Origin of the sequence: Shewanella sp. SM95 (assembly GCF_025653595.1) — a bacterium.
Lineage (GTDB): Bacteria > Pseudomonadota > Gammaproteobacteria > Enterobacterales > Shewanellaceae > Shewanella > Shewanella oncorhynchi.
On record NZ_JAKKSE010000014.1, the window covers coordinates 1 to 23,115 of the forward strand.

18 protein-coding genes and 1 rRNA gene are annotated in these 23,115 nt (G+C 46.5%); 14 read left to right on the plus strand and 5 right to left on the minus strand.

Annotated features, from left to right (window positions below; all coding sequences use genetic code 11):
- The 3 genes from L5M29_RS14920 to L5M29_RS14930 form a co-directional block, all read right to left on the minus strand.
- Positions 1–93: ribosomal RNA gene (locus tag L5M29_RS14920) — 16S ribosomal RNA — on the minus strand; the annotation flags it as partial.
- Between the two features lie 940 nt (positions 94–1,033).
- Positions 1,034–1,939, minus strand: coding sequence for a helix-turn-helix transcriptional regulator (locus tag L5M29_RS14925; RefSeq protein ID WP_006083558.1), 906 nt, complete (start codon positions 1,937–1,939; stop codon positions 1,034–1,036).
- 69 nt (positions 1,940–2,008) lie between these two features.
- Positions 2,009–2,881, minus strand: coding sequence for a formate dehydrogenase accessory sulfurtransferase FdhD (locus L5M29_RS14930; RefSeq protein ID WP_263168640.1), 873 nt, complete (start codon positions 2,879–2,881; stop codon positions 2,009–2,011).
- Between the two features lie 338 nt (positions 2,882–3,219).
- Between L5M29_RS14930 and L5M29_RS14935 the strand changes: the two genes are divergently transcribed.
- The 13 genes from L5M29_RS14935 (at position 3,220) to L5M29_RS14995 (ending at position 19,011) form a co-directional block, all read left to right on the plus strand.
- Positions 3,220–3,684 (plus strand): DUF3305 domain-containing protein, encoded by a 465-nt coding sequence (locus L5M29_RS14935; RefSeq protein ID WP_105250549.1) that lies wholly within the window; start codon positions 3,220–3,222, stop codon positions 3,682–3,684.
- On the plus strand, positions 3,684–4,361 hold the full coding sequence (locus L5M29_RS14940; protein WP_263168468.1) for a DUF3306 domain-containing protein: 678 nt from the start codon (positions 3,684–3,686) through the stop codon (positions 4,359–4,361). Before L5M29_RS14935 ends, L5M29_RS14940 begins: the two co-directional genes overlap by 1 nt.
- A 189-nt stretch (positions 4,362–4,550) precedes the next feature.
- Complete coding sequence (locus tag L5M29_RS14945) at positions 4,551–6,212, plus strand: 4Fe-4S binding protein (protein WP_263168642.1); 1,662 nt, start codon at positions 4,551–4,553, stop codon at positions 6,210–6,212.
- Positions 6,213–6,222: 10 nt separating this feature from the next.
- A complete protein-coding gene (locus L5M29_RS14950) occupies positions 6,223–6,900 on the plus strand; it encodes a molecular chaperone (RefSeq protein WP_263168469.1) in 678 nt (225 codons plus the stop codon).
- Between the two features lie 177 nt (positions 6,901–7,077).
- A complete protein-coding gene (locus L5M29_RS14955) occupies positions 7,078–7,269 on the plus strand; it encodes a twin-arginine translocation signal domain-containing protein (protein ID WP_113940320.1) in 192 nt (63 codons plus the stop codon).
- Between the two features lie 24 nt (positions 7,270–7,293).
- Positions 7,294–10,146, plus strand: coding sequence for a formate dehydrogenase subunit alpha (locus L5M29_RS14960; protein ID WP_113940319.1), 2,853 nt, complete (start codon positions 7,294–7,296; stop codon positions 10,144–10,146).
- Between the two features lie 26 nt (positions 10,147–10,172).
- Complete coding sequence (gene fdh3B, locus L5M29_RS14965) at positions 10,173–10,769, plus strand: formate dehydrogenase FDH3 subunit beta (RefSeq protein ID WP_006083566.1); 597 nt, start codon at positions 10,173–10,175, stop codon at positions 10,767–10,769.
- Between the two features lie 49 nt (positions 10,770–10,818).
- Positions 10,819–11,847 carry a formate dehydrogenase subunit gamma gene (locus L5M29_RS14970; RefSeq protein ID WP_113940318.1) on the plus strand — a complete coding sequence of 343 codons (1,029 nt, stop codon included), beginning with the start codon at positions 10,819–10,821 and terminating at the stop codon, positions 11,845–11,847.
- Between the two features lie 397 nt (positions 11,848–12,244).
- Positions 12,245–12,445 carry a twin-arginine translocation signal domain-containing protein gene (locus L5M29_RS14975; RefSeq protein ID WP_105250556.1) on the plus strand — a complete coding sequence of 67 codons (201 nt, stop codon included), beginning with the start codon at positions 12,245–12,247 and terminating at the stop codon, positions 12,443–12,445.
- Positions 12,446–12,462: 17 nt separating this feature from the next.
- The gene (locus L5M29_RS14980; protein ID WP_131525790.1) at positions 12,463–15,315 is read left to right on the plus strand and encodes a molybdopterin-dependent oxidoreductase; all 2,853 of its coding nucleotides are present in this window, start codon (positions 12,463–12,465) and stop codon (positions 15,313–15,315) included.
- Positions 15,316–15,344: 29 nt separating this feature from the next.
- Positions 15,345–15,914: a formate dehydrogenase FDH3 subunit beta gene (gene fdh3B / locus L5M29_RS14985; RefSeq protein ID WP_263168471.1), complete on the plus strand. Its 570-nt coding sequence runs from the start codon at positions 15,345–15,347 to the stop codon at positions 15,912–15,914.
- Between the two features lie 79 nt (positions 15,915–15,993).
- Positions 15,994–16,977 (plus strand): formate dehydrogenase subunit gamma, encoded by a 984-nt coding sequence (locus L5M29_RS14990; RefSeq protein WP_105250559.1) that lies wholly within the window; start codon positions 15,994–15,996, stop codon positions 16,975–16,977.
- Positions 16,978–17,427: 450 nt separating this feature from the next.
- A complete protein-coding gene (locus L5M29_RS14995; protein WP_263168473.1) occupies positions 17,428–19,011 on the plus strand; it encodes a methyl-accepting chemotaxis protein in 1,584 nt (527 codons plus the stop codon).
- A gap of 117 nt (positions 19,012–19,128) precedes the next feature.
- Here the strand turns inward: L5M29_RS14995 and L5M29_RS15000 are convergent, their stop codons facing one another.
- Positions 19,129–20,244 carry a hypothetical protein gene (locus L5M29_RS15000; protein ID WP_263168474.1) on the minus strand — a complete coding sequence of 372 codons (1,116 nt, stop codon included), beginning with the start codon at positions 20,242–20,244 and terminating at the stop codon, positions 19,129–19,131.
- A 283-nt stretch (positions 20,245–20,527) separates the two neighbouring features.
- On the opposite strand from L5M29_RS15000, the gene L5M29_RS15005 reads away from it, so the two are divergent.
- Positions 20,528–21,919: an SEL1-like repeat protein gene (locus L5M29_RS15005; protein WP_263168478.1), complete on the plus strand. Its 1,392-nt coding sequence runs from the start codon at positions 20,528–20,530 to the stop codon at positions 21,917–21,919.
- A gap of 69 nt (positions 21,920–21,988) precedes the next feature.
- Here L5M29_RS15005 and L5M29_RS15010 read toward each other — a convergent pair whose 3' ends face one another.
- Entirely contained in the window at positions 21,989–22,900 is a 912-nt protein-coding gene (locus tag L5M29_RS15010) for a bile acid:sodium symporter family protein (RefSeq protein WP_263168483.1), read from the minus strand.
- Between the last annotated feature and the right edge of the window lie 215 nt (positions 22,901–23,115).

Consider the following 23,115-nt stretch of genomic DNA (forward strand, 5'->3'; position numbering starts at 1 on the left):
TCAGGAGTAAACTCCCTTGTGCTGCCGCTCGACTTGCATGTGTTAGGCCTGCCGCCAGCGTTCAATCTGAGCCATGATCAAACTCTTCAATTAAAGTTTTGTTGCTTCCGTCTTGCGACGTCAGCGGCTCAATGAATTCTGATTTTTTGTTTCTMRCTAAAGAAACAAACTGTACATATTRCTATGAACACTCATTGTTACATTGATTTAAATTTTTGACTGCCAACCCGAAGGTTAAGCAGTTTCGATTAACTCAACACCTGTGAGTGTCCACACAGATTTCTTGTTTTATCTTGTTAAAGAGCAACTCAACCTCATAAGAGAAGGTGAGTACCACACTGAGCGTCGAACGCTTCCAGTTGGCTAGGGCTGCGTATTCTACGCATTTCCCGTTTCGCGTCAAGGAGTTTTTACAAACTTTCTCAACACTCATCAATCAGTAAACTCATCGATGAACTGTCACACCAGCCTGCTTAACGCTGTCTGCCGTGTCAGTGGATGCGCATTATAGGCAGTGAAACTTTTTGTGCAACCCCTATTTTAAGGAAATTTGCAGTTAATTCTAATTATCTAATCTAGCCACAAGATACCCACTACTTACCCCCAAAGTTATCCACAAAATAGCGCTTTATCTGTAATTTGGCCCAATTGATTACCAGCGTACAGTATCAAGACAAAGGGATCATGAGCATAAATGCTATCAGATTTAAATGAGAATAACGGCTGCTCGAACCGGAATATCTCACCTCCACTTTTATATGGAGTCGTTTATGGGAGAATGACGGGGAACAACAGAAGAAGATGACACTCTGAGTGTATTTGGCGATGAAGATACTTTACCTAATATAGTAGTTGCCTCCCATCAACCCACCATAGAAAGTCGAAACAACGTAATCAGCAATATAAAGAGGGTCTCTTTGATACTTATTCGTTAGTAACTGGCTACATTAGATATCAGCATGTAGTAGCAGTAATAAGTAGTTCAGAGACCATTCAACTCTATTCACCTTAATCCATTACCGAGTTGAGTGGATTAGCTCGCACTCCATAGCAGTTGTCCGCAGTCTGTAAGATCATAGCCACCAAGTAGTGCCGCCATTTGCCTCGAGTGACCGCTCGCCAACATAGTAAAAAGTTGTTGAAGCTGACGACGGAAGTAAATGCTTTGCGGCATAACGAAATCAAAAGACTCTTTAATCAGCGGCACGAAACTTAAACCACTTTCCAAAGCCACAGATTGACAACCAAAACCAATATCGGCATCCCCCCTAGCGATATAACCCGCCAACTCGCGTTCACTATAGGCCGTTAGCACGACATTAAGTTGATCTAAGCGAGCACCTTGCTTTAACAACCAATGCTCTAAGTGCTGTTGGCTACCTGCGCCCCCCTGACGACTCACCCAACGCCAAGGCAAGTTCACGACTTTATCTTCTTCTTGGCATCTGTGGTGCATATCGGCACGCATGATCAACCCTTGCTGACGAGAGTAACCATGCACCATGATCCATTGCTGATGGTTGTTATAACCTTTAAGTAAAGCTGGGTGGCGAATATTTCTATCCTCCATGCTACCCCAGTGTAAGGTGCACACATCGGCATAACCTTTAGCAAGCAACTCTAACCCTAAGCGTGAACCTGTTGCGCTGTAGCTTATCAACTCACGGCTACCAACTTGCGCCATCAAACGCGCCACCAGCATAGATAATAGTGGATCGTCACTACCAGTGATCAATAAACGGTCGGTCAGCATGCCACTGTGGCAAGAATCCATTACCCAACGGTCGATTAACACTTTCGGAAATAGCCATTTACCGGTGATTTTAGTGGCGGGGAGAATTCTGTCATTAGCCATGGCGTAGACTTTTTTCTCATTAAGATCTAAATACTCGGCCACTTGCTTCGCGCTCATGTAGACCAATTCACTGGCAGACGTCATCTTGTTTCCTTGTCTTATTCTTCGTTACTGCATGTAAGTCTTAGCATTACTGTCTTAGCTAACTTGGGGCTAAGGAGCCGTATTGGCATCAAACTGCAGATTTTCACTACCGTGGTACACCAAAAAGTGACGACCTTTAGCGCGGGCAATAATAGTAATACCCAACTGCTGCGCTAGTGCTAAGCCCATCTGAGTCACGCCACTGCGTGATAGCAATATAGGGATCCCCATTTTGGCGACTTTAATCACCATTTCCGAAGTTAAGCGGCCAGTGGTATAAAATATCTTATTATCGCCGCGATCCTGAGTCAGCCACATATCCCCAGCCAAAGTATCTACGGCATTATGACGGCCAACATCCTCGACGAAAGCCATAATTTTATCGTCTTCGCACAAGCCACAACCGTGCACAGCACCCGCATTTTTATAGGTTTCATTATATTCGTTGATATTTTTCAATAAGCTATAAAGGGTGCTTTGCTTAAGACTTGGCGTTGGTAAATTGATGCCGTCTAAATCTTGCATAAAACTGCCATAAACCGTGCCTTGACCACAGCCTGATGTCACCGTTTTTTCGGAGAGTTTCTCATCCAGATCGGCGGTTTGTTCACGGGTAACCACGGCTGCAGAACTCACATCCCAATCGACAATAACCGAGTCCAATAGACTGACATCCGAAATAAAGCCTTGGTTCTTAAGATAACCTAACGCCAGTGACTCAGGTTTCGCCCCTAGGGTCATAAGTGTCACTATTGGTCGCCAGTTCAAATACACGGTAAGCGGACGTTCGCAGGCGACAAATTTATCCATCACTTCCCCGGCTTCATTCACTGCTTTTACAGCAATGGTTAGCGGTACTTCCACTTGAGTTCTCACAAAAGAACAATGATGCTGAGTTTTTTGAGAAGGATTGGCTGCCGCTATTTCGCTATCTGTGCTCATGTTGTAATCAGGAATAGTGATATTTTCAGAGATCATAATGTTACCGCTTAACGAGTCATGGCCAGAGCATAGCAATATTTATACCTAGACATAAAAATTGGGGTTAAATGCGTGATCTGCCGCAATGCAGATTTTTCATTAGCCCTTTTATGTCCCATAACAAAATCCTGCACTGGACAAAATGTCCAATTTATAGGGTGTTTTTGATGATCTAGCTCAAACTAATCCACTATGTTTACTGGCACCAATATTGCAGTGACCTTTTATCGCAATTTGTTGGTAAAACCGAACCGTTCACTCTACGGTTTGTCCATCAACACGGCTGAGACGGAGAGACAATGCAACATACAACTAGTGTTTGGCCTATGTACGTTTCACTCAAGAAAGTAGAGAAGCAAGTTGGCCGCTGGACCTCAGTACAATGGGAAATTGATCACCTACTTCCCGCCACCCATCAAGCCCCAGACGATGCAACCTTAGTGCTACTCGAACTGCACAAAGACGAACGCGCCAGCTATCGCCTCAATCTCGATTTAGATAACGCCATGCTGTATTTAGTATGTGATGAAACGGCCGATGGCACTTGGATACCGGCGGCATTATCGGCGGATCAGAATGTCGCGGCGGGTTGCCTTGAGGGCAATACCCCTGTCCTCAACTTATTGATGCCAAAAGCTATCGCTTGTTGGATTGAAGCCTTTATCACCCAATATGGTGAAGTCGAAATTGCCGCTCATCGCCGTAAACATGTCGATGGCCGTAATAATCAAGGCCCAAGTCACGATCCATTGCGGAGGGACTAATGGCTGAATCCATACAAAAAACAGGCGGGCTACTGAGTCGCTGGAACCAACGGCGCGAACAAGTTGCAGCAGAGGAAGCGCGAGCTGACGGGGAAATCACACCTCAGGAGACCATCGTAGCCGAGCCCACTATGGCAGTTGAGCAGCTTCAACCCGCAGAGTCAGCCATTGAACCTAATACTGCAGAGCATGACGATCCTAATCGCATCCTCACTGCAGCGGATTTACCCAATCCCGACGAAATTGAAGTAGGCGGCAGCTTTGCGAGTTTTATGGGCGCCAATGTTGACCCTGCGGCTAAATCAGCAGCGCTACGTGCACTGTGGAAACAACCGCATTTCAACGAGATAGATGGGCTTTTGGAATATGCACTCGATTACAGTAATCAACCGAAACTCAGTGCAGAAGCCTCAGCTGAATTGATGCAAAAAGTCTTCCGTTACATAGCCGAAGACAGCGAGACCTCGGATGAAGAATCAGCTGTTTTAGCCAAACAAACTGAAGAAAGCAATCCATCCACGAGTCTTGATGTAAGCGAAACAACAACTCATGAGACTAATGAAGTCGAAGTCGAATGGGCAGCTGAGCCGATAACGGACAATTTGGATGGGGAGACTGATGACCTACCCCAAAATGCACCAGAGCCCTTAGCTCAGGTACATACCCGAGTTGTTTAACGTCAGTTTAGCTAATTTTAATGTCCGTAACTTTGGTATGTGAATTGCTGTACTAAGATATAAAAAAGCTTAGATAAAAGCAGAAAAGGCAATGACTTACTTATTACCAGCCGCCTAAATCTGCCCAGATACAGTAAAACAAGAAACAGCCAAAGTACTGTTCAGGAACGCAATGTGAGCACTTATTTGATGACCAATCAAACCCAAGAAGCGTTAAAACAAGCGCGACAACAGGTATTAACGCAAACTCAGATGTTGCAGAATCTGATCCCGCCAACTGTCAGCTATACCACCGAAGGCAATGTTCTTATTATTGGCCCAGAAGATCTGGCTCGCCTCGCCGCGGACAAATTGTCCACTATGGCCCATAGAGTGATTTTAGCCAATGAAGCCATTACCAGCCAAGATGAAGCGCACCTAGAACGTGTCATGGCAGCGGCAACTGATGTCGAAAGCTATTACAACAAACTCATTGGCGTAAAAGGCTTTTTAGGCCAATTTCAAGTCAGTGTTGAACATCAAGATGGTGCAGCCGAACTCAGTTTAGTGTCAATCCGTAAACCCCATTTCGATATCGTGCTCGATTTGAGCAGCGCAGCTTGTTTGAACTTAGAAATGCTGCCACCCGGCTATTTTTACGTAGGCCAAGACGCTGAAAAACTCGAAGATGCCCTTGCGCAAATTCCCGATCTCATAGGCCAATTTGATAAGCCGCGCTACGTCAAAATTAACCCAGATATCTGTGCCCACGACCGCAATGGCATCAATGGTTGTAATCGTTGCCTCAACTTCTGCCCAGCAGATGCGATCAGTAGTGTCGCAAAGAAAATTGAAATCGATCCATATCTTTGCCACGGCGCAGGCAGTTGTACCAGCGCTTGCCCAACGGGTGCTATCAGTTACGATTTACCTACGCCGCAAGCTTTGCATTCATACCTGAACAAAATTGTTAGTCGGTTCCGCGAGCAAGCACAAACCGCACCAGTGATCTTGTTCCACGATAATGCCGTCGGCGCCAACTTTATTAGTGACGATTTAGCAGGCGACATCATCCCCGTTGCCCTCGAAGAAATTACCGTTGCTAGCGTAGATCATTGGTTGTCAGTACTCGCTTGGGGCGCGCGCCAAGTGCTGATCCTCAACACAGACGCAACAGCGCCAACCCTAACGCAAATGCTTAAAGGCGAACTGTCGTTAGCCAATAGCATTTTAGATGAAATGGGCCAGCCACAACGCATTAGCCTCATCGACCCGAGCATGCTTGCCGATTTAGATTCGATGCTCGATATCAGCTTAGATTGGCCCGTGATCGTGCCCGCTGCATTTGCCTCGACCACTAAACGCAATACGCTATTTGAAGCGATCGATCACCTCAATAGCCAAGCGGGTGAAATTGATACTTGCCTTAGCCTCAACAATATTCCCTTTGGCAAAGTCAGTGTGAATGTAGAAAAGTGCACTATGTGTATGTCCTGCGTGGCAATTTGTCCCACGATGGCATTACAAGATGGTGGCGACAAACCTGCACTACACTTCATCGAGCAAAACTGCGTGCAATGCGGTTTATGTGAGGCAGCGTGTCCTGAAAAGGTTATCAGCCTAACCCCGCAAATTAACTTTAATAAAGCTGCCCGTCAGCAACAACACACCCTGAAAGAAGAAGCCCCCTTCGAATGTATTCGCTGCGGCTCTCCTTTTGCGACCCAATCTATGGTGCATCGGATGCTGGATATGGTCGGCGCGCACAGCGCATTTTCTGCCAATATTGAACGCTTGAAAATGTGTGGCGACTGCCGGGTAAAAGACATGTTTGAAGACATTCTTCAAGATCCTGAAAAGCAACTGCGATAAGAGATCCGCTATGACCGAATCAGTAAGACAAGTTTCAGAAAACGATCAGTTGAGAGCCGATATCTATCAACTGTTAGCCGCCCTATTGCGCCGTCAGCCAAGCCCTGAACTGCTACACTTTTTGGCCAATCTTGAAATTGATGCCAATGAAGACAACGAGATGACTAAAGCTTGGTTATCACTCCAACTCGCCGCACAGCAGTTCAACAGCGCACAACTAGAAGACGAGTATTTTGCCCTGTTCCTCGGTGTAGGTTGCGGTGAGATCCTGCCCTACGGCAGCTGGTTTATGACGGGCTCATTGATGGATAAACCACTGGCATTGCTACGCCAAGACTTAATGCAACTGGGGTTTGAACGCGAAGACAACGTCAAGGAACCCGAAGATCACGTTGCAGCCCTGTGTGAAGTGATGGGAACCCTGATTTTAGAAGCGCCAAGTTATCGCCAATTGGCTTTTTACCAACGCCATATCGGCAGCTGGATTGACCGTTTTTGCGACAATTTAGCCAAGGCGCCAAGTGCGGCGTTTTACGCCACGGTTGCACAGCTAGCAAAAGCGTTTTTTGCAATGGAAGCCAGTGCTTTTGAGCAATTAAGCTTAGATATTCCAGTCAATTGCCCGGGCAGCGCAGACTTACAGCCAGCCACCAGCGATTTAGCAAAACCAGTAGAGTTAATGAACTAAGACTAAACTGAGTGATAGCGCGGCATGTGCGTGCTAAATGTAAATGTTAGAGATGAGTTAAAACTGCTAAGGTGAGATTAATGTTCACCTTAGCAACAATAACGGAAGCTTAGGCTTCCACAATAACCGAGGTGGTAGCCGTTTGTACCACCTTATCCCGTAACACAAGGAGACACTATGAAGAAGCCAGCTTCCGACATGGGCCGTCGTCAATTGCTTAAAGCATTGGCACTCGGCAGTGCGGCAGGCGCAGTGGTCACTGTAAGTAGTCAAGCGTTAGCTTCGACAAAAACGGCAGCGACCACAGAGCCTAAAAGTGAGAACTACCGCGAAACCGACCATATTCGTAGCTATTATGCGTCGCTTTAAAACTAAAATAGAGGAGAGTGTGTGATGCGATTAACCCGCAAAACAGACCAGGTTGTCGAAGCTAAAGCGCCAGCACTGGGTCTCAATCGTCGTCAGTTCTTAAAATCGGCAAGTCTTGCCACAGGAGGGATCGCTGCGGCGTCCATGCTGGGCACAGGCATGATGCGTAAAGCACAGGCCCAAGAAGATATTGGCCATAATGTTCCCACCGAAGTAAAACGTACCATCTGTTCTCACTGTGCCGTAGGTTGTGGTGTGTATGCAGAAGTACAAAATGGTGTATGGACGGGTCAAGAACCCGCATTTGATCACCCGTTCAACGCTGGCGGTCACTGCGCGAAAGGTGCTGCACTGCGTGAACATGGTCACGGCGAAAAACGCCTGAAATACCCCATGAAGTTAGAAGGCGGAAAATGGAAAAAGATCTCTTGGGATCAAGCGATTAATGAAGTCGGCGATAAAATGGCTTCAATTCGTCAAGAGTCAGGCCCAGATTCAGTCTACTTTATGGGTAGCGCTAAGTTCTCTAACGAACAAGCTTATTTATATCGCAAATTTGCGGCATTGTGGGGTACGAACAACGTCGACCATTCTGCCCGTATTTGTCACTCTACCACGGTAGCCGGTGTTGCTAACACTTGGGGCTACGGTGCGCAAACCAACTCAATCAACGATATTCGCAACTCTAAGTGCATCATGTTTATTGGGGCAAACCCCAGTGAAGCGCATCCTGTTGCCATGCAGCATATTTTGATTGGTAAAGAACGCGGTGCCAAAATCATCGTTGTTGATCCACGTTTCACCCGTACTGCAGCGAAATCTGACGAGTACGTGCATATCCGTCCTGGCACAGACATCCCCTTCATTTATGGCCTGTTATGGCACATATTTGAAAACGGCTGGGAAGATAAAGAGTTTATCAAACACCGTGTCTATGGCATGGATCGTATCCGCGAGGAAGTGAAGAAGTATACCCCTGAAGAAGTTGAGTTAGTTGCAGGTGTACCAAAGGCGCAGATGTACCGCGTCGCCAAAATGATGGCTGAAACCAAACCCGGCACCATTATTTGGTGTATGGGTGGTACTCAGCACCACGTGGGTAACTCTAACACTCGCTCCTACTGTCTTTTACAGTTAGCACTGGGCAACATGGGTGTACCTGGCGGCGGCACTAACATTTTCCGTGGCCATGATAACGTGCAAGGCGCAACCGACTTTGGTTTGTTATTTGATAACTTACCGGGTTACTACGGTTTAACGACTGGCGCTTGGGCCCATTGGAATAATGTGTGGGATCTCGACCCTAATTGGGTAGCGAGCCGTTTCGATCAAGGCGAATATCTAGGACAAAAACCGCAAACTTCTGCGGGTATTCCTTGTTCGCGCTGGCACGATGGCGTGTTAGAAGATAAAACCAAGATAGCGCAAAAAGACAATATTCGTCTGGCGTTCTTCTGGGGACAATCGGTCAACACTGAAACCCGTGGCCGTGAAGTGCGTGAAGCTTTAAATAAAATGGATACCGTCGTCGTTGTCGATCCATTCCCAACCATGGCGGGTGTTATGCACCAACGTCAAGATGGGGTTTATTTACTTCCTGCGGCAACCCAGTTTGAAACCTACGGTTCAATCTCTGCGACTAACCGCTCAGTACAATGGCGTTCTAAGGTCATAGAACCCCTGTTCGAATCCCTGCCTGATCATGTGATCATGTACAAACTCGCCAAAAAAGTGGGTATAGATAAAGAGCTATTCAAGCATATTAAAGTCAATGGTGAAGAGCCTTTGATTGAAGATATCACCCGCGAATTTAACACAGGTATGTGGACTATCGGTTATACCGGACAAAGCCCAGAGCGTTTAAAAATGCACCAAGAAAACTGGGGTACTTTTGATGCTGACAGCTTAGAAGCCCCCGGCGGTCCTGCCAAAGGCGAAACCTACGGCTTACCTTGGCCTTGTTGGGGCACACCAGAGATGAAACATCCTGGTACCCAAATTCTGTATAACGAAGCCAAACATGTGAAAGACGGTGGCGGTAACTTCCGTGCTCGCTATGGTGTGGAACATGAAGGCAATAATATTCTTGCCGAAGGTACTTACTCTAAAGGCAGTGAGATCCAAGATGGCTATCCTGAATTTACCGCCGATATGCTTAAGCAATTAGGTTGGTGGGATGACCTGACCGAAAACGAGAAAAAACACGCCGAAGGCAAAAACTGGAAAACTGACATTTCCGGCGGTATCCAACGTGTTGCTATCAAGCACGGCTGTATCCCTTACGGTAACGCTAAAGCTCGTTGTATTGTATGGACATTCCCAGACGATATTCCACGCCACCGCGAACCACTTTACACGCCTCGTCGTGACTTAGTCGCTAAATACCCCACCTACGAAGATCGTATGGTTGCTCGTTTACCGACACTGTATAAGTCAATTCAAGACAAGGATTTTGCTAAAGACTTCCCATTGGCACTCACATCAGGCCGCCTAGTGGAATATGAAGGTGGTGGTGAAGAATCCCGTTCTAACCCTTGGTTAGCTGAACTACAACAAGAAATGTTCATCGAAATGAACCCTGCAGATGCAGCGGATCGCGGTATTCGCGACGGTGACAATGTTTTTGTTCATGGTCCAGAAGGCGCCAAAATCACGGTTAAGGCTATGGTGACACCGCGCGTTATTGCCGGTGAATGTTTTATGCCATACCACTTTGCAGGGGTGTTTGAAGGCGAAAGCCTAGCGAAAAACTATCCAGAAGGCACAGTGCCTTACGTGATAGGCGAATCTGCAAACACCATTTTAACTTATGGCTACGACGTTGTGACTCAGATGCAAGAAACTAAGTCCAGCTTGTGCCAAATCAGCAAAGCCTAACCTACTTGATGAGGAGATAAGCCATTATGGCAGTCATGAAATTTCTGTGTGACACCAAGCGCTGCATCGAGTGTAACGGTTGCGTCACTGCATGTAAGAACGAAAACGACTCCGCTCTCGAGTGGGGAATTCAACGTCGCCGCGTGGTGACGATCAACGATGGTCTACCTGGCGAAGCCTCAATTTCAGTGGCTTGTATGCACTGTACTGACGCTCCCTGCATGGCCGTATGTCCGGCAGATTGTTTCTACCGTACCGAAGACGGCATAGTGCTACACAACAAAGATACTTGTATCGGTTGTGGTTATTGCTTCTATGCTTGTCCATTTGGTGCACCGCAATTCCCGAAAAAGACTGCCTTTGGTAGTCGTGGCAAGATGGACAAGTGTACTTTCTGTGCCGGTGGCCCAGAAGAAACCTTCTCCGAAGCCGAGCGTAAAAAATACGGTGCCAACCGTATTGCTGAGGGTAAGTTACCTATGTGTGCTGAGCTTTGTTCTACTAAAGCGCTGCTCGCAGGTGATGCGGAAGTGGTATCAAACATTTACCGTCAACGTATGGCCTCTCGAGGCAATCCTAACGTGATTTGGGGTTACAACCCCAAGACAGGTGAGATTAACTAAGCAGAGCGAGGGTTAGGGAGAAATCCCTAACCTCTGGCAAGGAGTGAAAATGTTAAACAAACAGTTAAACAAATCACTGCGCAGTCTGTTTGCTCTGTTGGTGCTCGTCATGGGATTGGGATTAGGTTCAGTCATGAGCTCAAACCCAGTACACGCAAGTGATCAGCAATCGAGTCAACAACAGGCGAAAGCGCAAACCAGCGATGCCGATCTTTGGCGAGCGGTAAAAGCAGGCGATGCCGGCTATACCACTGCCAAAGGAATAGATACTGGGGTGTTGATTAACGTTGCCGGTAACCAAGGTAAAGAACTGAGAAATGAATACTTAACCCCCGTCATGGCGCTAGCCGTGGTGGGTGTGTTTGGTGCTTTCTTATTGTTTTATCTGGTGAATGGTCCATCAAAACTGAGTCATGGCTTTTCAGGCAAGATGGTTTCGCGCTGGTCAAAGGCGGATCTGTGGATCCATTGGATCATGGCGAGCAGCTGTCTGGCACTGATGTTTACCGGTCTAACCATAATGTTAGGTAAGCATGTCATACAGCCAATGTTAGGCCCCGACCTTTGGGCGCCATTGATCTATGGCAGCAAAACAATCCACGATTGGGCAGGTCCCATTTTTATCGCGGCTTGGGCTGTATGTGTGGTGAAATGGATGCCGTTACAAACCTTCAAGATGTATGATTTGAAATGGTTTTTAGTGGTAGGTGGTTATATCAACTTTGGCCCATTCAAAGGTAAGCACCCTGACAGTGGGTTTGCTAACGCCGGTGAAAAAATGTGGTTCTGGACCCTGATGTTGTTTGGTTTATTCATCAGCGTATCTGGCATCATGTTGGTATTGCCAGGCTTGGATTTACCCCGCGAAGCCTCTATGGGCGCGCTGCTGATCCACTCTATCAGCGCCATTATCTTGATTGCCTTTACTATAGTGCATATTTGGATGGCGACCGTACTGAGCGAAGGCGGTATGGAGTGTATGAAGTCAGGTTATTGTGATGAAAACTGGGCAATCCAGCACCACAACCTGTGGTATGACGAAATCAAAGCCAACGGCAGCTTAAAGTATAAAGACTAAGTTAAACCGCAGCTTTTACATCCTCAAAACACCCCGCCTCGCGGGGTGTTTTTTATTCGCACTGATACCCCTCGCATTAATTCAACAGTACAAAAAATTAACAACTGAAACAGCGAGATACAAAAATCCGCCAACGCCATCCTCCCCAGTAGTTCACTAAACTATGAGCGAGTTAACGCTTTAAGAGAACGGCTGCCGATTTCAGGGCTGCAAACTGTCCTAGATCAATTCCTACTCAACCCTTTCCTACTATATTGCCGTCACGCGCGATGATTGATGGTAAACAAGATGATTTCATTATCTTTTCCGTCGCTAATCTTCACTTTTTGATAACAAGATAAACCCCCACAAAAAGCCGTGCGATCTCAAAAACTAAACCCTAATTTCAGGAGTCAGCATGAAGCAGCAACCCAGCGATTTATCTCGCCGATCTTTGCTCAAAGCGCTCACCGTCGGCAGCGTAGCGGGTGCCGCTATTGCCGCAACCGGCATGAGCGTGGCACAGGTCAGCGAGAGCAGCAAGGTAACCACTAAAGAGTCAAAGGGTTACCACGAAACTGCGCATATCAGCAGCTATTACGATAGCTTGCGCAGCTAATCTAGGAGAAGTCAGCGATGAAGTTAACTCGCAAGTCCAATGTTGCCACAGTGGCAGACAAACCGGCGTTAGGCATCAGCCGTCGTCAATTTATGAAGCACGCAGGTATCGCCACAGGTGGTATTGCTGCAGCATCTCTGATGGGCACAGGCATGATGCGTCGTGTCGAAGCCAAAGAAGTGCCGCATGATGCGCCAATCGAAATCAAACGTACTATTTGTAGTGCCTGCGCCGTCGGTTGTGGCCTGTATGCCGAAGTACAAAATGGTGTGTGGACGGGCCAAGAACCCGCATTTGACCACCCATTCAACGCTGGCGGTCACTGCGCGAAAGGTGCTGCACTGCGTGAACATGGTCATGGTGAAAAACGCCTGAAATATCCAATGAAATTGGTTGATGGCAAGTGGAAAAAAATCTCTTGGGAAGATGCTATTAACGAAGTGGGCGACCAAATGCTCAACATTCGTAAAGAATCTGGCCCAGACTCAGTGTACTTCATGGGTAGCGCTAAGTTTTCTAACGAAGGTTGTTACATGTACCGCAAGTTAGCGGCTATGTGGGGCACAAACAACGTCGACCATTCAGCTCGTATTTGTCACTCTACCACGGTAGCCGGTGTTGCTAACACTTGGGGCTACGGTGCGCAAACGAACTCTTTCAACGATATCCAGAATGCTCATGCCATCTTCCTGATCGGGGCAAACCCAGCAGAAGCGCATCCCGTTTCGATGCAACATATTCTGATCGCTAAAGAAAGAAACAACGCCAAAATCATCGTCGTTGACCCACGTTTCTCTCGCACTGCAGCGCATTCAGACTTGCATTGTGCAATTCGCCCAGGCACTGACATTCCTTTTATTTACGGTATGTTATGGCACATTTTTGAAAATGGTTGGGAAGATAAAACCTTTATCAAGCACCGCGTATTCGAGATGGAAAGTATCCGTGCTGAAGTGAAGAAGTTCCCACCTAAAGAAGTCGAAAACATCACTGGTGTGAGCGAAGCCGAGGTTTATCAAGCGGCTAAATTAATGGCTGATAACCGTCCTGGCACTGTGATTTGGTGTATGGGTGGAACTCAACACCACGTTGGTAATGCCAACACTCGCGCTTATTGTATTCTGCAATTAGCACTAGGCAACATGGGCGTTTCAGGTGGCGGCACTAACATTTTCCGTGGCCACGATAACGTACAAGGCGCCACTGACTTAGGTTTGTTATTTGATAACTTACCCGGTTACTACGGTTTGACCTCAGCAGCATGGAGTCACTGGACCCATGTTTGGGATCTGGACATGGCATGGGTGAAAGGTCGTTTCGATCAAACAGCCTACCTTGGCAAAGATCCAATGACGACACCGGGTATCCCTTGTTCTCGTTGGCACGATGGTGTGTTAGAAGATAAGAGCAAGTTAGCACAGAAAGATAATATCCGTATGGCGTTTTTCTGGGGACAATCTGTCAACACTGAAACCCGTCAACGTGAAGTGCGTGATGCCTTAGACAAGATGGATACAGTCGTCGTTGTCGATCCATTCCCAACAATGGCAGGTGTTATGCACCGTCGTAAGAATGGCGTATATCTGCTGCCTGCGGCAACTCAGTTTGAGACTCACGGTTCAGTATCTAACTCAGGCCGTTCTATCCAGTGGCGTGAGCAAGTCATCGAGCCACTGTTCGAGTCTAAAACCGACATCGAAATCATGTACCGTTTGGCCCAAAAACTGGGTATTGCCGAGCAGTACACTAAACGCATCGCGATTGAAAATGGTTTACCTGTGATTGAAGAAATCACCCGTGAAATCAACCGCGGTATGTGGACTATCGGTATGACAGGTCAAAGCCCTGAGCGTATCAAGTTACACACCCAAAACTGGGGCACTTTCAGCAACAAGACGTTGGAAGCCGCAGGCGGCCCAGCTAAAGGCGAAACCTACGGTTTACCTTGGCCATGTTGGGGCACGCCAGAAGCTAAGCACCCTGGCACTCAAATCCTCTATAACCAAGCCAAACACGTTAAAGACGGCGGTGGTAACTTCCGCGCCCGTTACGGTGTTGAATATAAGGGTCAAAGCATTTTAGCCGATGGCACTTATTCTAAAGGCGCTGAAATTCAAGACGGTTACCCAGAATTTACTGCCGATATGCTCAAACAATTGGGTTGGTGGGATGATCTGACGGCGGAAGAAAAAGCGGAAGCCGAAGGTAAAAACTGGAAAACAGATTTGTCAGGCGGCATAGTGCGCGTGGCGATCAAGCACGGTTGTATCCCCTTTGGTAATGCTAAAGCTCGTTGTATTGTTTGGACTTTCCCTGATCAAGTCCCTGTACACCGTGAACCGTTATACACAGCACGTCGTGACTTAGTGGCGAAATACCCAACCTATGACGACATGCAAGTACACCGTCTCCCTACGCTGTATAAGTCTATCCAAGACAAAGACATGAGCGGCAAGTACCCGCTGGTACTGACATCGGGTCGTCTGGTTGAATACGAAGGTGGTGGTGAAGAATCTCGCTCCAACCCTTGGCTGGCTGAACTTCAACAGGAAATGTTCGTTGAGATAAGCCCTGCCGACGCTGCCGATCGCGGCATTCGTAATGGTGAAGATGTCTGGTTAGAAGGCGCCGAAGGTGGCCGTATTAAGGTGCAAGCCATGGTTACCCCAAGGGTAAAACCCGGCGTTACCTTTATGCCATACCACTTTGCGGGTGTGATGCACGGAGAAAGTTTGGCGCCTAATTATCCAGAGGGAACAGTGCCTTACGTTATTGGTGAATCTTGTAACACTGCGCTGACCTATGGTTATGACCCTGTGACACAAATGCAGGAAACCAAGGCATCACTCTGTCAGATTGTTAAAGCGTAAGTGCAGCTTAAGCTAGGAGAATTGCCATTATGGCTACAATGAAATTTTTGTGTGATACCAAGCGCTGCATCGAATGTAACGGTTGTGTCACTGCCTGTAAAAACGAAAACGACTCCGCTCTCGAGTGGGGGATCCAACGCCGCCGCGTAGTGACAATCAACGATGGTCAACGTGGTGAAGCCTCAATCTCTGTCGCCTGTATGCATTGCTCAGATGCACCTTGTATGGCGGTTTGCCCAGTAAACTGCTTCTACAGAACTGACGACGGCATAGTGCTACACGACAAAGATGCCTGTATTGGTTGCGGTTACTGCCTGTACGCCTGTCCATTTGGCGCACCTCAGTTCCCGAAAAAAGGTGCCTTTGGTAGCCGCGGTAAGATGGATAAATGTACCTTCTGTGCCGGTGGCCCAGAAGAAAACCACTCAGATGCAGAACGCCAAAAATACGGTTCAAACCGTATTGCCGAAGGCAAACTGCCTATGTGTGCAGAACTGTGCGCGACTAAAGCCCTGTTAGCAGGTGATGCCGAAGTGGTTTCAAGCATCTTCCGTGAGCGTGTGGCTTATCGTGGTGCTAAAAACGCGGCTTGGAATTAATTCAGGTCAACAGGATCTGTCCACAGACTTAGCTTAGCGCCTATCTAGGTGGGCGCGACTAAGTGAGAGAGGATGTATGATGAACAAATGGTTCAAACACATAGGTTTAGCCATAGCACTGTTATTTAGTGCTGTGTGTATAGCCAATGGTGGTGATGAACTGGCGAATCAAGTTCAGCAGTCTGATGCCCAAATTTGGGCGCAACTGAAGGATGGTGCCACGGGATACACTACCTCCCAAAGTGAGTTTCATGCTCAGCCGATCAATACCTATGATTTACGGGTATTAGAGCTGCGTAGCGACTGGTTAGCGCCCGCCTTAATGGCAGCGCTATTCGGTATGATCATTATCTTTGTCCTATTTATCAAGGTGAATGGCATCTCCAAGCTGCACCATGGTTTTTCAGGCAAGTTAGTGCATCGCTGGTCTAAGTTTGATGTTTCAATCCACTGGTTAGGCGCGATTCCATGCTTACTGTTGATTTTAACAGGCTTAACCTTGCTGGCGGGTCGCTTCTTCTTCCAACCTTGGTTGGGCGAAGGCATCTGGGAAGCAATCGTCTATGGCGCGAAGCAAATCCATGACGTGATGGCGATTCCCTTCATGATAGGTTGGGCATTGATGACCACCCTATGGGCGAAAAACCAACTGCCAAAAATGTACGACGTAAAGTGGTTCATGGTAGTAGGCGGTTACATTAACTTTGGTCCGTTCAAAGGTAAGCACCCAGATGCAGGTTTTGCTAACGCGGGTGAGAAAATGTGGTTCTGGGCATTTGCCCTGTTTGGATTAGTGATTTCGGCCTCGGGCATGTTATTACTCTTCCCTAACCTGTTCGAGCCAAGCCGTACATTAAGCTTGATCGCCCTGGTACTGCATTCAGTGAGCGCTATCGTGATCTGTGCTTTCTCTATCGTACACATCTTCATGGCAACTGTGATGTCAGAAGGTGGTATGGAATGTATGGTGTCAGGCTACTGTGATGAAAACTGGGCAAGCCAACATCACAACCTATGGTTTGATGAAATCAAAGCCAACGGCACGCTTAAATATAAAGAATAAGACTGAAATCTAGTTGTAGGTATTCAAAAAATACTTAGCCACTAGCAAACGTAGAGCCCCCGTCAATCACTACTGGCGGGGGCTTTTATTTCAGCATGAGTCATCGGCTTTAAGTATATGTCTGAATTACATTTTGAATCATTTATAGCATTTGAGTACGAGATCACAAAGACCAATTTAAATGCTAAATCACTGTAAAAAAAATTGCATGTATCATAGGTATTTAATAATAAAAACAATCATCTAGATAAAATTTGAATTTAAACAACACAACATTTCGTAACTTAGCAACCAACCAGATGCAACACCAATAAAACAATTCAATTAAAAACAGTATCTTAGTGGACATTTCCATAAAATACTCTCTTGCTGGCTAGCTCACGCACACGCTAAAATTACCTATAGCGTAATTAAATTACGCATTGCTGCTTTTTATCCTAGAAGGTCACCATGTTTAAAAATGCCAAAACCAGTACATTGACGGCATTGCCATCAGTGTTTACAAGTATCTTACTGATCATCATAGGTATTTCGTGCTATCGCAGTTTTAACGAACTCGGTGAGACCAGTAAAAGCCTAGTCGACAACACTCAGCTCGCAGAAACTTTCACTACAGTACGAGAATCCTTTTTTGAGCTGCGCTTAGCCACCTTAGTCCACAACGGTAAAGCTATCGCCGATCAACAACATAAGGTCGCACAACTTGTCTCTCAACTGACCAAATTTAATACCGACTTCATGGGCGCTGATGCTCAAGCTATTCACACACTTTTGCCACAAACAGAACATTATGTTCGTCTCTACCAAGAAGAACTGGCACTCGCTAAACAAACTGGAGCAGTACCTGAGCTAACCGCTGAGCGTGCAGCGCTCGGGCCTAAGGTCAGTAATCAAATCAACCAATTAGTCGCGCTGATCACTCAGCGAAATCATGAGTTAGGCAAACAAGCTGAAGATAAAGTCACCTCAACAGAAAGCATCCTACTGGGATTGATCTTGTTCGCGATTGTAGCGTCACTCTTCAGCGCCCTCATTATGAGTAAACAACTCGTCCACATAATCAATGAGATAAAACGGGTAATGGAACGTCTTGCCCATGGCGACCTAACTCATAAAACAAATATTAAAGGACAAAATGAGCTCTGCTCACTCGCAGAAGATCTCGACAGCGTGATAGGTAATCTACGTGAAATTATGTCTGAAATTGCCCAAGCCTCGGATCATATGTCCGACCAAATAGAGCAATTGAATGTGCAGTCGAATGCCAATAATCATGCACTACAAATCCACGCCGTTGAAACCGACCAAGTCGTGACAGCCATGACTGAAATGAGCGCCACGGCCCATAATGTCGCGGGTGATGCTGCATCCGCAGCCCAGTTTACTCAACAAGCAAATGCGCAAGCGGATAAATCGAAGAAAGCCGTCGAACAAGCTGCCAACACTGTGATTGCCTTGGTCGCTAAAGTCGATGTCGCTGCTGATGCGATTAATGATATGAACGAAAATACTCGTCATATCGCCGCGATTTTGAATGTAATAGGTGAAATTGCCGATCAAACTAATCTGCTAGCGCTTAATGCAGCCATCGAAGCCGCCCGTGCAGGTGAACAAGGTCGAGGCTTTGCTGTTGTCGCCGATGAAGTTCGCTCACTGGCCGCGCGCACGCAAGCAAGTACCGCAGAAATCAACCAGATGCTGGAACAACTTTATCTTGGTGCCAATGCCGCCGTAACCGCAATGGAGCAAACCAAACACAGTTGCCAACAAGCCGCCGATACCACTAATCTAGTGACGGAAAACCTTGATACCCTGACCACTTATGTGTTCGATATTAATGGGCTAAGTAATCAAATCGCCACCGCAGCAGAAGAGCAAAGCGCTGTGACCGAAGAGATAAACCGTAATCTGGCCACCATTCGTGAAATGGTCGATGAACTGAATCAAAGCGGTAAAGCCACCCTCAATAGCGCAACCTCTTTGGCCGCGACGAAGGAACAACTCGTCGGCGTGGTCTCGCATTTTAAGCTTTAAGTTTATATTTACTCGTCCACTCTCGACACAAATCCCTTGCGTGCCATGACTCGCAAGGGATTTCGCTTAATTTTTTTTGAGTCGCTATTTAACTGCAAAGAACGTATCAAGTCACGGCTACTGAATTACAGCTGGCCCAATATCACAGCTAGCATCACGGGAGATAATTGCCGCATGAAGGTTATGATCACCCCCTAATACGACTTTTCCTTGCTCGACAAAGGTAATGAGTAATTCCCCAGTATTAAGACGATGGGGAGTCGGCTTAGCAATATTGCCGAAACTAGGCTCAACCACTAACTCCTCAACACCTAATTGACCATCAGGGTTCAGGCATCGACGCCAAAGGGATAATCCACTATTTTCTTGAATGGGGTAAACATAATAAATATCAATATTGCCATCTGGTCTGATAATAGCCTTAGCATCGTGCACTGTCGCATCAGTCAAGTTAATAGATACAGCCTCTGTCCAAGTCTCCCCTAAATTACTGGATAATCTAAAATGGGTCTTAGTAATATAGACAGGTTTACCGCTGGGCTGAGTTTTACTTGTGCGGAAGGATTTTTGAAAAAAATAGACGATATCACCACCGGAGAAAGATGAAAGATAAGGCATGAAACCTGAACTATTTATAGCCGAGGGGGTATCAAATTTGACGCCATCATGACTTAGTGCAAAATAAAGACTGCAACATTTTTTAGCGGTAAACACAATAGCAACGCTGTCGCGACTAACTCGATGAAATTTAATATTACTTGATGGCGAAATCGCATCCTTTAATAATACCGGTTCTATTTCGACTAAAACCCCATTACGCAATTTTGCTCGAAATACATCAGCCTCAGACTTAAAGCTGCGGGCCTCAAGATAATACAACCAATCTTCGCCATTAAAGTTAACTAAACTCACGGACGAGACTATATTAGAAGGAATTTCAGGTAAAATATTGGCTAATACCCCCTTATCTAACACGCCGTGATCAAAATTTAAATGTGTATACCTCAGCCAAGCTTTTTCCATATTATGTCCACTCCAAGATTCATACACTAAAGTATTGGATGTGTCAGATTGGATAAGGGCACTTATAAATTGAATAGCACCGGAGTGCTCTACACGCAGTATATTTTCTTTTTTTAAAGGCAGTTCATTGCCACTCGCAGTAAATGAACATGCAATAACAATATATATAATTACCCGCTTTATTATCCATTCATCAGGTAAAAATTTCATATTTATTCATCCTTAAATATTGAGTATAACTAAAAACCTTCGGATTAAATCAATAACACCATCATCGACTTCCATATAACACCAACACTCTATATTACTCATAAACAAAGTACCCGATACATTAGCAGTACATTTGTCATATTTAGTTCACAGCCTCATTTTATCCGCCTGTCCATAACACAGTGGTAAACCGCAAGGCTTGCTTGTAGCATAACAAGCCTCTACGTTAAACAACTTCACTAGCACTACCGCTTACAAGTACCCGCTTAACGACAAGGATGTTATGAAGTTATTCACTATTGCTACTCTCCTATTACTGTTGACCGTAAGCTTTGCAGCAACGGCGGAAAAATTCACGCTGGAACAATTGTTTGAGCAACAACAATACGACGCTTTCTTGCAACAAGCACAACAGCAAGCAGCAGAGAACAATGCTGAGGCGTTATTCTTACTGGGTAAAGCCTACCATCTCGGCCGTGGCGTCACGCAAGACAATGCCACCGCCAGCCAATACTATGAACAAGCCAGAGCCTTAGGTTCGGCCCGTGCCAGCCATAATCTAGGCAGCATGGCGCTGGATAATGATCGAAAAATGCAGGCCATCCCCTTGTTAGAAGAAGCGCTGGCGCGGGGTCTTAAACTACCGACCTTATATAACCTAGGACGAGCACACAGTCCGGCAGATCCCAGCTCAAGGTTCTATCTAGCGAAAGCAATCACTGCGGCGCAGCAAGCGGGGAGTTACTTTGGGCAAGCCTTTGAACTCCAGCCCGATAACCTCTATCTGGATAATGCCTCACGCGAGTATCTGCGTGCTTATTTAATGGCGATGCAAAGTGTCGGCAGCGAAAGAGAAAGTCTCGACCTCCCGCAGTTACGCCAGCAAGCCATAAAGTGGCTGGAATTGGGTATGGCAACAGATGACGGTACGGCGTGGACAAACTACGGTGCCCTACTGTTGAACGAAAATGACTACAGCGGCGCGAAAGCCGCATTTTTACAAGGTGCTAAGCGTCAAGTTGCCATAGCTAACTATCATTTAGGCAGCATGGAAGAGCGCGGTTTGGGCACAGAAGCCGATAAAGTGAAAGCACTGGCATACTACGAGAAAGCGGCATTAGCCGGCATGGAACAAGCTAAAACGCCCGCATATAATCTGCTTAAGGCACAACTGGAATATGAAGACGATCTCACTAAATTGGAACAGGGCATTGCCCGCTTTAATGCACTAAAACAGCAAGATCAGTATGTTCCCATCTCACTGGACTCAGTTATAAATCGGCTGGCGTGGGGCACATTTCTGGCACAGCAGCGGCAACAGACTATTTTGCTGCCAACAGCGGCCACAACCCAATTAAGCTTGCAGGCCTGTGGTTTAAGCTACAACCAACTGCATGGCAGCACATACAATATTGGAGAAAACTCGCACTGGCGTATGGCGGCGTATCTAACCTTAGCTGACAAAATCGCCTTACCACTAGAAGGCAGAGTCGATGAACATGGCTGCGCCAGTTTAACGATTACCATGACAGATCAGCTGTATCACTTGTTACAACAAGGTGCCGTATTCGGATTACGCTTTCCCAACTACACACTGCCACTGGCATTAAGCCGGCAAGAAAATATCTTGCAGCTAACACTCATGCCTGTCGAGACCCCATTACCGGTTAATTAGCCACAGCAATTTAAGCCTGTGGCCGCGCTTGCTAGGCCACAGGCATTATCTATTTTCGACAGCAACATCTTAATCTTGCGATTCCCTCGCCCAATATCCCGCCAGCATGGCGCCTGATAGGTTATGCCATATCGAGAAGATGGCGCTGGGGATGGCGGAAATGGGGCTAAAGAATTTAATACATAAAGCAGTGGCGAGACCGGAGTTTTGTAGGCCAACTTCGATGGAGATAGTTTTACAAACTGTGTGGTTAAAGCCTAATAAACGGCAACAGAAATAGCCTAAGGCGAGACCAAGGCCATTATGTAAGAACACCGCCAGCAGAATAATCGGGCCAACTTTACCAAACTGATTGGCATTTAACGCCACGATAATCGTAATCGCCATCACAATTGCCAAGATAGAAATCAGTGGCAATGCAGGAGCGACTTTAGCCACCAGCGATTTAAAAAAATGATTGATAATCACGCCAACGCTAACAGGGATCAGCACAATTTTCACTAAACTCAGCAGCATATCTGCGAAGGGTATATCGATCATTTCCCCAATCAACAGCTTAATAATCAGTGGTGTTAACACCACACCCGCTAAGGTTGACAGTGCCGTCATGGTTATCGATAAAGCCACGTCGCCTTTTGCCAAATAACAGACCACGTTTGAGGCGGTGCCGCCTGCAACACTACCCACTAACACCATGCCTATGGTGAGTTCCCTATCTAACCCTAATAACAGGCTGATCAATAATGCACTGAGCGGCATGACCGAAAATTGCAGCACGAGTCCTGCGAGTACAGCACGTTTCTGTTTGAATGCATTAGCAAAATCCTGAAGATCTAAGGTGAGCCCCATAGATAGCATGATGATCACCAACAGCGGCACTATGGCGGATTTAAGCTCAGTAAACCAACTAGGTATCAGATAAGCTGTCATTGCGCCTATCAGTGCCAACAGCGGGAAGAAGCGGTTTACCTTTGCCAACATAGTGGGCCCTTTACATCAAGAGGTTATTTTTATCGCTCGGATGATGACAGCCGCCCCTTGGATAGACAAGCGCTAATCCGCCAGCAACAAAATGCCTCGAATGGTGATTTTCAATCTCAGTATTTAGACTGACACGGCAAGCTAACCCCTCAAATCTACAATAAATTCCGCTAAAAAATGCATGATAAAAATGCATTCTCAATCGCTAAAACATG

Coding starts and splice junctions, on each gene's coding strand:
- L5M29_RS14970 (WP_113940318.1), top strand. CDS start 10,819: ATGTTAAACAAACAGTTAAACAAATCACTGCGCAGTCTGTTTGCTCTG.
- L5M29_RS14975 (WP_105250556.1), top strand. CDS start 12,245: ATGAAGCAGCAACCCAGCGATTTATCTCGCCGATCTTTGCTCAAAGCG.
- L5M29_RS15010 (WP_263168483.1), bottom strand. CDS start 22,900: ATGTTGGCAAAGGTAAACCGCTTCTTCCCGCTGTTGGCACTGATAGGC.
- L5M29_RS14990 (WP_105250559.1), top strand. CDS start 15,994: ATGAACAAATGGTTCAAACACATAGGTTTAGCCATAGCACTGTTATTT.
- fdh3B (WP_006083566.1), top strand. CDS start 10,173: ATGGCAGTCATGAAATTTCTGTGTGACACCAAGCGCTGCATCGAGTGT.
- L5M29_RS15000 (WP_263168474.1), bottom strand. CDS start 20,244: ATGAAATTTTTACCTGATGAATGGATAATAAAGCGGGTAATTATATAT.
- L5M29_RS14945 (WP_263168642.1), top strand. CDS start 4,551: ATGACCAATCAAACCCAAGAAGCGTTAAAACAAGCGCGACAACAGGTA.
- L5M29_RS14980 (WP_131525790.1), top strand. CDS start 12,463: ATGAAGTTAACTCGCAAGTCCAATGTTGCCACAGTGGCAGACAAACCG.
- L5M29_RS14930 (WP_263168640.1), bottom strand. CDS start 2,881: ATGAGCACAGATAGCGAAATAGCGGCAGCCAATCCTTCTCAAAAAACT.
- L5M29_RS14995 (WP_263168473.1), top strand. CDS start 17,428: ATGTTTAAAAATGCCAAAACCAGTACATTGACGGCATTGCCATCAGTG.
- L5M29_RS14925 (WP_006083558.1), bottom strand. CDS start 1,939: ATGACGTCTGCCAGTGAATTGGTCTACATGAGCGCGAAGCAAGTGGCC.
- L5M29_RS14950 (WP_263168469.1), top strand. CDS start 6,223: ATGACCGAATCAGTAAGACAAGTTTCAGAAAACGATCAGTTGAGAGCC.
- L5M29_RS15005 (WP_263168478.1), top strand. CDS start 20,528: ATGAAGTTATTCACTATTGCTACTCTCCTATTACTGTTGACCGTAAGC.
- L5M29_RS14940 (WP_263168468.1), top strand. CDS start 3,684: ATGGCTGAATCCATACAAAAAACAGGCGGGCTACTGAGTCGCTGGAAC.
- L5M29_RS14955 (WP_113940320.1), top strand. CDS start 7,078: ATGAAGAAGCCAGCTTCCGACATGGGCCGTCGTCAATTGCTTAAAGCA.
- L5M29_RS14960 (WP_113940319.1), top strand. CDS start 7,294: ATGCGATTAACCCGCAAAACAGACCAGGTTGTCGAAGCTAAAGCGCCA.
- fdh3B (WP_263168471.1), top strand. CDS start 15,345: ATGGCTACAATGAAATTTTTGTGTGATACCAAGCGCTGCATCGAATGT.
- L5M29_RS14935 (WP_105250549.1), top strand. CDS start 3,220: ATGCAACATACAACTAGTGTTTGGCCTATGTACGTTTCACTCAAGAAA.